Consider the following 9,262-nt stretch of genomic DNA (forward strand, 5'->3'; position numbering starts at 1 on the left):
AATCAGCATCTACGATTCCACAAACTCCGTAAAAACGATCGCGGACCTGGATTCCTGTAAAGACGGAGAAAAAAAGACCGTTTTGACAGATACCAGCTTGTACCGCTGTGTCAACGGCAAATGGCTTAAGGAACTCAAGAGCATTCCCGAATGTTCCGACAAAAACGAATACGAGACATTCTACAAGAACGCTCCTTACGTTTGCATTTCGGGTGAATGGCGCGAAATGGATAGTTTCGAAACCCAATTCGGTGTTTGCGACAAGAAATATGTGGGCAACAAGGCCGTAGACAAGGACAGCTTATACTACATCTGTGACACGACCTTGACTTGGCGCAAGATGACGTTCGTCGACTACAACGGCCGCTGCGACAGCACCAAATACGGAAAGATTGCCACCTACGCAAAGGATACCAGCATATGCCGTTACAGTCAATCGTCAAGACGAGACCAGTGGGAAGCCCTCGATTCACTGGATCTGGATTCTGGTCTATGCACCAAGGAACGTTTCAACGAAATAATTAAGATTACTGAAACATGGGTTACAGCCAAATTTGACCACTATTATCGGTGCTTGGCCTATCGATGGAACAAGATTGACAAACCTGAGGATGCCTTCGGCGCATGCAACAGCTCCATCAAAGACACCATCTACTCCCTGGATAATTATTCGTATACGTGCCGAAACAACGAATGGCGAGCAATCAATTCGAACGAAAGTAAATATGGCTTATGCACGGCCAAGAAACAGGATTCCGTCATTACCATTACAAAAACAAACCATATCATCTGCGACAAGGGCGAATGGCGCGCCGCTAATCCTGACGAAGTGGAAGGACCTTGCACCAGTGCCAACCAAGACGTTGTTTACACAAACGACACTAACGTATATGCCTGCAATTCCAAGGCGTGGATTAAGCTTTCTACCCCGCCCTACAACCTCGCCTACTGCCTGAACAAGAACGAGGGCGGAAAATACAAAGTCACCAACCCGAAAACATACCTGATTTGCCACGATTACAGTTGGCAGGTCATTGATTCGCTGACCTATTACTACGGAGTCTGCAACGCAAACTCTCTCGGAGAAAAAATCTCGCTCAACAAGGATTCCCTAGATTACGCCTGTAAACTGGTCAACGGGAAATACACTTGGCAACAATTGACGGTCGAAGAACAATTCAATCTTACCTGCACATCCGCGGTCCAGGACAGTATTATTCTGTCATACGTATGCGACAAGGGAACCTGGCGCGAGTTGGACAATCTGGAATCGGCTCTCGGACTATGCCGAAACAAGGATATCGGCGTCTTTGGTTCCACTCCGGGCAACTACAACTATATCTGCGCTGAAAATGGCTGGAAATACCTTTCTACAGGAAAGGTTAACGTAAGCGAATGCAATTCTGCAAAAGAAGGATACATTACAAAGATCATCGATGCCGAATACATGTGCACCGACGGTCGTTGGAGAGCTGACAAGGAATTTATCAAGACGAACTGTCAAAGCCCAGAAGCGGGTTTCATATTCTACGCCTACAAACGTTTCTACCAATGCCAAGATGACAATTATACTCCAGTAATGATTGGCGGCATCGTAAGTGAATCGGGCCCCTGCAACGAAGCAAAGCAAGGCTCTGTTACCACCTATAAAGATACCACCTACGTCTGCAACAACACTCAATGGCAAAAGGGTACTCTCAGTAAGATATTCTCTTTGAGTCCATGCAAAGACCTCACGTTACACAACCAGAAGTACACCTGCTCTGGCGGAAAATGGACCCCTACCTACGGGACAATGACAGACTCCCGCAACAATAAAACATACAAGACGATTAAAATAGACAATATCACGTGGATGGCTGCAAACCTCGATTACGAAACGACCAACAGCTGGTGTCCTCAGAATAGCAGCGATCAATGCAAGTCCTACGGAAGACTCTATACCTGGAACAATACCAAGAACGTCTGCCCGACCGGATGGCGCGTCCCAAGTATCCTTGATTACTGGAAAGCCTCAACCCATTACCTTCGTCCGAATATATGGAGCATTGACGGCTGGCAAGATTACACATCGGCAGACAACGCCGTTCCTGGCCTAGAAATTCCGGCTGCAGGAGTTAGATATCCCGATGGAAAAATGGATTACGTGCACCGATTCGGTGGAATTTGGCTATCGGATGAAGCAACTACGGACTCCGCCTATTACGACGGTCGTTCCGGAATTTCTGTCCATGACGACGTTCTGTACGGCAGCACTAAACGTTTCCCCGACCTCAAGCCCGAAGGAGCGACAAGCACACTCGCTCCAACGGCCAGCGCACAGCTTAAAACTTTCGGTTTTTCGATCCGCTGTGTCAAGGAAGACTAAAGCAAAAAAGCACCCTTCAAGGGTGCTTTTTTATTGCTTAAAAATGATTTAACTATTCGTGCATGATCACGTTGTCCAGCGTCTGACCGCTGACCTTGACTGCGTCCCACAGCACAGCGTTACTGATGGTGCAGTTCTCGATAACGCAATCGTCGCCCACCGACACATTGGGACCGATAATGCTGTTCGTGATCTTTGCGCCCTTGCCAATGTAGCACGGAGCAATCACCTTGACGCCCGGGTGATTCACCGAAGCGGAATTGTCGATGCGCTTGAGCACATGGGCATTAGTTTCCAACAGGGTTTCTGCCAGGCCGCAGTCCAACCACTTTTGCACCGGAGCGGTACGGAAATGGCAGCCCTTTTCGAGCATCATTTGGAGAGCGTCCGTCAACTGGAATTCGTTCTTGGTGCGGATATTGTTGTCCATCAGGTACTTGAGGCTCTGCTTGAGCACCTTGGTATCCTTGATGTAGTAGATACCCACAATGGCCTCGTCGCTCACGAATTCCTGCGGTTTTTCCACCAGGCGCGTAATACGACCGGAGCCGTCGGTCACGGCTACGCCAAAACGGCGCGGGTCCTCGACCTTGAAGGTATAAAGGATATTTTCGTCCACATTGTGGAGAATGGAAAGATCCGCTTCGAAAAGCGTATCGCCCAGAATAATCAGGAGCGGTTCATCGTCATCCACGTAAGGCAGTGCGAGGCTGATTGCTTCGCCCAAACCCTGTGGATTGGACTGGACCACAGCGCGGGTCTTACCCCAAGCAGGGCGCTTTTCCAAAAAAGAGTCTACAGCCTCAGCCTTGTAGCCGGTAATAAAAATCGTTTCCGTGGGCTTTAGGCTTAGGGAATCTTCAACAATCCAATCTAAAATCGTCTTGCCGGCAACGGGCAGCAAACACTTCGGTAAATTCTCAGTGTAAGGCCGCAAGCGTAGTCCGTTTCCAGTAACGGGCAGAACAATCTTCATTTAATCCAAATTCCTCAAAACAAAACTTTACATCAGCAATATAGCATTTTATATGGAGCGGGGGTATCTGAAAATGGTAATAATGTTGTAAACTCAGTAACATTATCCAACACGCTTAAAATGAGCCAAATAAGAAAAAACCGCCTCGGGGTGAGACGGTTTTTCGTGGATGATGCAGGGGTCGAACCTGCGACCCGCTGATTAAGAGTCAGCTGCTCTACCAACTGAGCTAATCATCCATAGTCGCTTAGGACGCGCTCAATTATAGAATAAAAAAGGGGCGTTGTCAAGGGAGAAAGCGGATTTTTTCAAAAAAATCTATATTTTTTTGCATGAGCCTGAATTCAAACCGCATGGACGCCTATTTGGCGTTTTTGGGAGTGGAACGGAACCTTTCGCCCGCCACCATCCAAAGCTACCAGGAGGACTTGCGGCATTTTATAGGCTGGCTCGACGAAATTGGACTGGACCTCAAGGATTTGACTCCCGAAAAGCTGGACGAATTCCTGACGCTCACCGCCGGGCAAGAGGAATACTCCCCCACATCAATTGCAAGGCATTTTTCAAGCCTGCGCGGGTTCTTAAAGTACATGCAGAACCAGGGCGAATACGACTTCAGCACAGAATCCATGCTGGACCGTCCCAAACTCGGGCATTATCTGCCGCAGTACCTGACCCGCGAAGAAATCGACAGCGTTTTTGAAAGTGCGGCCAACGGCAAGAACCCGCTGCGCGACACCGCGCTTTTTGAGCTCATGTACAGTGCCGGACTCCGTATTTCGGAAACTCTAGGCATCAAGCTTTCGCAGCTGGACCTCGACAACGAATGGCTCACGCCGATCGGCAAGGGTAACAAGCAGCGCCTGGTACCGCTCGGGAGCAAGGCGAAAGAGAATCTGAAGGCCTGGATCGAACTTGGCAGGCCGCTCACCCACCCGACCACAGACAACATAATACTCAATTCCCGCGGCAAGCCCATGACCCGCATGGGAGCGTGGAAAATCGTACAACTTCATACGATGCACCTGAGCAAGCAAGTCTCGCCGCACACCTTCCGGCACAGCTTTGCCACACACTGCCTCGAAGCGGGCATGGATTTACGCGTACTGCAGGAGCTCCTCGGGCACGCCGACATCAGCACCACGCAGATTTACACGCATATCGACAAGGAATTCATCAAGCAGGAACACCGGCAATTCCATCCTAGAGAATTAGCCGGAAAATAAACGACCGCACAGGTAGATTTCACAGAACCGAATTGACGCCTCCCTAAATTCTAGGTATATTTGAACAAAATATAAAGCAGAGGCTTAAATGAATAAAATTTCATTCCTTTTGTTTCCGGCTCTGACTGTCGCCGCCTTCTTTGTAGCTTGCAGCGACGACGACTCTTCTAGCCGCAAGGTGATTACCGAAGTCAACTCGATTTACGAACTCGGAATTTGCGGAGAAGACAACCAAGGCGATACCGTCTACGCCAAAAAAGAAGACGCCCAGTATTACTGCGACGACGCGAACTGGGTTCCCGTTGCCACCAAGGAATCGACAGGTTCCTCAAGTTCGTCTAGCCAAAAAGCAAGTTCCTCGTCCATGACCAAGGCGGAACTCGATAAATTTACCGAATTGTGCAAGGCTTCCGGCGGTAAAGTAAAAGATGGTGCCTGCTCCTGTAAAAACGAGCTCTGCGACGTCGGTGCTGTCTGCAACACCATCACGGGCGTCTGCGGAAACCAGAGCAAGCCAAGTGACATAACCGACATTTCTTCGGATTCCAACGCCAGTTCTTCCTCTACAGCCACCACCTTCGCTGACCTCTGTAAGGCCTCGGGTGGTAAAGCGAAAGATGGCGCATGCGTCTGTGACGATATCACCTGCGACGAAGGCGTTCTCTGTAACACCAAGAGCAAGGAATGCGCAAACAAGGATGCCCTTGAAAAAGAATGCGATGAAAGCAGCTACAACAACTCCTGTTCCAACAGTCCTGCCAGCATCGGCATCGTCAAGGAATGCGTAAAGGGCGTCGTCGTGAACCGCTCGTGCGGTACGGTCTCTTGTAACGAAGATGGCACAGACTGCGGCGAATGCATCAACGAAGTACAGACCTGCACCGAAGACAAGAAGTTCAAGGCAACAGTCACACACTGCGAAAAGGGCAAGAAGGTGACCGAAAGCTGCGGCGATAAATCCTGCGACCCGCGCGACAACGGTTGCGGCGAGTGCACGAACTACGAACACACCTGCACCAACGATGAAGCCGGAAAGGGAACCGTCTACGAGTGCGTCGCCGGCGAAGCCAAGAAGGCCGTTTCCATATGCGGCAACAAGTCGTGCCGTACCGACAAGGCCATCTGCGGCGAATGCCTGAACGGCGAACTGAGGTGCGACAACGACATCAACAACAACGCCATCATGTACAGGTGCGTCGACGGGCAATGGGAAAGGCTCCATAACAAGTTCGACCCGCTCGACAAGGAATATTACAAATGCCCCGTCGCTTGTAGAGAAGGCACCGATCCACAGAAGATGGAAACCGAATGCGACATAGACCAATGTTCTGATTGTGATCCATGCTGGGGTGAGAAAATGGAGGGTGCTCCCTCTAATCCGAACCCCTGCTACAACGAGGAACGTTGCAAACAAATTCTCAAGGACGAAGACCCCGACTACCCGCCGTTCAGGAGTTTCGAGACGAAACAGAAATGGAAGGACCTGATTCCTAGTAAAAAGATGGCAGCGAAAGAAGTTCACGGCTACAACTGGACGAATCACAAACCAGTCTCCGCTCCTGAAGAACGCGTGGAAGATTTTGAATTCGACCTTACTAACGAGACGCGCCGCGTATCGTGCAACGCCCTGGGAACCTACTTCGGCTTATGCCACAACACCCTGCAGACCTGCATCAACAATGTTTACCATGGTGAGGGATTTATGGTGGTCTGCGCTAGCGGCGAACTTGTCGACGCTGATGGCAACAACGACGGTATTGCTTGCGAATGCGAAAAAACAGCTAGCAACGCCAACGGATGTTGCTACACCAGAAGCGCCTGCTTTAAGCAGACCAACTGGTCGAGAGACCGCTGCGCTAAGCCCTCGGGCAACGAAAACGACGATTAATTTCATCGACATTTCAGGCAGAAAGGAACCGCAAGGTTCCTTTCTGCATATTGACGTATTGTCCACGATAAACGTCGCCGCCCTGGGAATTTTTCCCTAAAGGGAATATATGTTTATAATGGATAGCTATGACTTCTCGAATTTTAAAAATTGTCACTCTTGCGCTTTTATACGCATTTACGGGTGTATTTGCCGGCCCCGGCCTTGCCGACGGTGCGGCCAAGTTCCTCGGCAACATTCCGGTTGATGGCGAAGTTCCGTCTGATTTCGCGAAATACTGGAACCAGATTACCTCCAATGATGAATGCGTATGGATCCAAATCGAAAAGAATCGTGGCGAATTCGACTTTTCCAAGTGCGACGCAATTTACAACTGGGCAAAACAGAACGGAGTCCTATTCAAGTTCCGCACGCTCGTGTGGGGTTCGCAATACCCAGGTTGGATTCGCAACCTAAATGTCGAGGAAACCAGGGAAGCCATTACCGCCTGGTTCGATGCCGTCGCGGAACATTACCCCGACCTGGAAATGATTGACGTGGTAGCCGAAGCCGGCCGTTTATCGAAAAACAAGTATCATTCCGCATTTGGCGTAGACAACCACCTTATCGAAGCGCTGGGAGGTGACAACGATGGCGACTACAAGTTCGTGACTACGGCCTTCAAGATGGCTCGCGAGCGCTGGCCGAAAGCAATACTCATTTACAACGACTACAATACGTTCCAATGGCAGAGAGATGTCGGAATAAACCTTATCAATACCATCAAAAAGAACGGTGCACCAGTCGACGGCTACGGAATGCAAGGACATGATTTAATGGCAAAGGGCTCCGGCCCGACAAACTGCCTCAACATCAACATCATCAAAAAATACCTACAAGAAATTATAGACAGTACACAGATTCCATTGTTCATTACCGAATACGATATCGGAACCACAAACGACGACATTCAGAAAAAATGCTACTCCGAACAAATCCCGCTCTTCATGGAAGAGAAATACATTGCAGGCGTTACCCTTTGGGGGTATATCTACGGCAAGACATGGATATATTGTAGCGAAAAGGATCTAGGATGTTCCGGCATCATCAAGGACGGCGTGGACCGCCCGGCAATGACCTGGCTCAAGGAATACTTCGCGGAACACATTGCCGACAGCAAGAACATTTGGTTTCCTACATCCGATTTTCCGGGAGATGGTCCGACAGCAATTGGCGGCAAGCTTCACCTGCAGGCGAAAACCCTTCAGGCATACGACGTATTTGACCTGAACGGCGTCCGACTCGGCCGCCTGCGCGCCTACACTATCGACGAGGCCGTTTCGATACTCAAGAATACTAGCGACATCAAGGTCCAGGGCGTCTACATGCTCCGCTCCGTCCGGAACGGCACCGTAAAGCAAGTGCGGATTGCACGGTAGAAGCAATTTTTCTATCTTTGCCTTGGTCAAAATTTAAACCAAGGATTCAAAATGAGCAAGAATTACAAGATTGCAGTGCTTCCGGGCGACGGTATCGGCCCCGAAGTGATGAAAGAAGCTGTCCGCGTGCTGGACGTGGTTTCCAAGAAGTTCGGTTTCGACGTGAACGCCGAATGGGCAAACGTCGGTGGTGCCGCTTATGACGAAAGCGGTTCCCCGCTGCCGGAAAGCACCCTCAAGCTGGGCGAAGCTTCTGACTGTATTCTTTTCGGTTCCGTGGGCGGCCCGAAGTGGGAACACCTCCCCCCAAACCTGCAGCCGGAACGCGGCGCACTCCTCCCGCTCCGTAAGCACTTCAAGCTTTTCTGCAACCTCCGCCCGGCCCGCGTTTACAAGGAACTCGCAGGCGCATGCCCGCTCCGTGCCGACATCGTGGGCGACGGCTTCAACATTCTCACCGTCCGCGAACTGACGGGTGACGTTTACTTTGGCCAGCCGAAGGGCCGCGAAGGCGTTCCGGGCTCCAAGGAAGAAATCGGTTTCGACACCATGAAGTACAGCCGCTACGAAGTCGAACGCATTGCCCGCTTCGCTTTCGACGCCGCTATGCTCCGCAACAAGAAGGTTGCCTCCATCGATAAGGCCAACGTGCTCACCACCAGCGTGCTCTGGCGCGAAGTCGTGAACGAAGTCATCAAGGACTACCCGGAACTGACTCTCGAACACCTCTACGTGGACAACGCTGCCATGCAGCTCCTGAAGCGCCCGCGTGAATTCGACGTGCTCCTCTGCCCGAACCTCTTCGGCGACATCCTCACCGACGAATGCGCCATGCTCACCGGTTCCATGGGTCTCCTCCCGTCCGCTTCTATCGCCGAAGGTTCCTTCGGTCTGTACGAACCGGCCGGTGGTTCTGCTCCGGACATCGCTGGCAAGGGTATCGCTAACCCGCTCGCCCAGATCCTCTCCGTGGCCCTCATGCTCCGCTACACCTTCAAGGAAGAAGAAGCGGCCAAGGCTATCGAAGCTGCCTGCGAAAAGGTCATTGCTCAGGGTTTCCGCACTGGCGATATCTACCAGGAAGGCTGCACCAAGGTCGGCACGACCGGCATGGGTGATGCCATCATTAAGGCTCTCGGCTAATAGCAAACAACCGAACTTAAATAGACGCCCCGCAAGGGGCGTTTTCTAAATACTAAGCTCTAATTAAAACATGCTCAATACAACCCTCTGCTACATCGAACAAGACGGCAAGTACTTGCTGCTCCACCGCGTCAAAAAGAAAAACGACATCAACAAAGACAAGTGGATCGGCATTGGCGGCAAGTTCGAGGAATGGGAATCTCCCGAGGACTGCATCAAGCGCGAAGCTCTCGAAGAAACAGG

General features: G+C 50.8%; 7 protein-coding genes and 1 tRNA gene. 6 read left to right on the forward strand and 2 right to left on the reverse strand.

What is annotated here, in order from left to right; translation table 11 throughout:
• The coding region (locus QZN53_RS12620) for an FISUMP domain-containing protein (protein ID WP_294653443.1) at positions 1-2,368 on the forward strand (2,368 nt) is incomplete at its 5' end.
• A gap of 52 nt (positions 2,369-2,420) precedes the next feature.
• On the opposite strand, the gene QZN53_RS12625 is transcribed toward QZN53_RS12620, so the two are convergent.
• Both QZN53_RS12625 and QZN53_RS12630 read right to left on the reverse strand, forming a co-directional pair.
• A complete protein-coding gene (locus QZN53_RS12625; RefSeq protein ID WP_163439274.1) occupies positions 2,421-3,344 on the reverse strand; it encodes a sugar phosphate nucleotidyltransferase in 924 nt (307 codons plus the stop codon).
• Positions 3,345-3,510: 166 nt separating this feature from the next.
• Positions 3,511-3,583, reverse strand: a tRNA-Lys gene (locus QZN53_RS12630).
• Positions 3,584-3,676: 93 nt separating this feature from the next.
• Between QZN53_RS12630 and QZN53_RS12635 the strand changes: the two genes are divergently transcribed.
• The 5 genes from QZN53_RS12635 to QZN53_RS12655 form a co-directional block, all read left to right on the forward strand.
• The gene (locus tag QZN53_RS12635) at positions 3,677-4,570 is read left to right on the forward strand and encodes a tyrosine recombinase (protein WP_163439275.1); all 894 of its coding nucleotides are present in this window, start codon (positions 3,677-3,679) and stop codon (positions 4,568-4,570) included.
• Positions 4,571-4,658: 88 nt separating this feature from the next.
• Positions 4,659-6,458: a hypothetical protein gene (locus tag QZN53_RS12640; protein WP_163439276.1), complete on the forward strand. Its 1,800-nt coding sequence runs from the start codon at positions 4,659-4,661 to the stop codon at positions 6,456-6,458.
• A 128-nt stretch (positions 6,459-6,586) separates the two neighbouring features.
• Positions 6,587-7,876, forward strand: coding sequence for an endo-1,4-beta-xylanase (locus QZN53_RS12645; protein ID WP_163439277.1), 1,290 nt, complete (start codon positions 6,587-6,589; stop codon positions 7,874-7,876).
• A gap of 51 nt (positions 7,877-7,927) precedes the next feature.
• Positions 7,928-9,019 carry a 3-isopropylmalate dehydrogenase gene (leuB, locus tag QZN53_RS12650; protein ID WP_073321933.1) on the forward strand — a complete coding sequence of 364 codons (1,092 nt, stop codon included), beginning with the start codon at positions 7,928-7,930 and terminating at the stop codon, positions 9,017-9,019.
• Between the two features lie 70 nt (positions 9,020-9,089).
• On the forward strand, positions 9,090-9,262 hold a 173-nt coding region (locus QZN53_RS12655; protein WP_163439278.1), incomplete at its 3' end, for an NUDIX domain-containing protein.

The sequence above is a fragment of the uncultured Fibrobacter sp. genome, from assembly GCF_900316465.1.
Classification (GTDB): Bacteria; Fibrobacterota; Fibrobacteria; order Fibrobacterales; family Fibrobacteraceae; genus Fibrobacter.

Coding starts and splice junctions, on each gene's coding strand:
- QZN53_RS12645 (WP_163439277.1), top strand. CDS start 6,587: ATGACTTCTCGAATTTTAAAAATTGTCACTCTTGCGCTTTTATACGCA.
- QZN53_RS12625 (WP_163439274.1), bottom strand. CDS start 3,344: ATGAAGATTGTTCTGCCCGTTACTGGAAACGGACTACGCTTGCGGCCT.
- QZN53_RS12635 (WP_163439275.1), top strand. CDS start 3,677: ATGAGCCTGAATTCAAACCGCATGGACGCCTATTTGGCGTTTTTGGGA.
- QZN53_RS12640 (WP_163439276.1), top strand. CDS start 4,659: ATGAATAAAATTTCATTCCTTTTGTTTCCGGCTCTGACTGTCGCCGCC.
- leuB (WP_073321933.1), top strand. CDS start 7,928: ATGAGCAAGAATTACAAGATTGCAGTGCTTCCGGGCGACGGTATCGGC.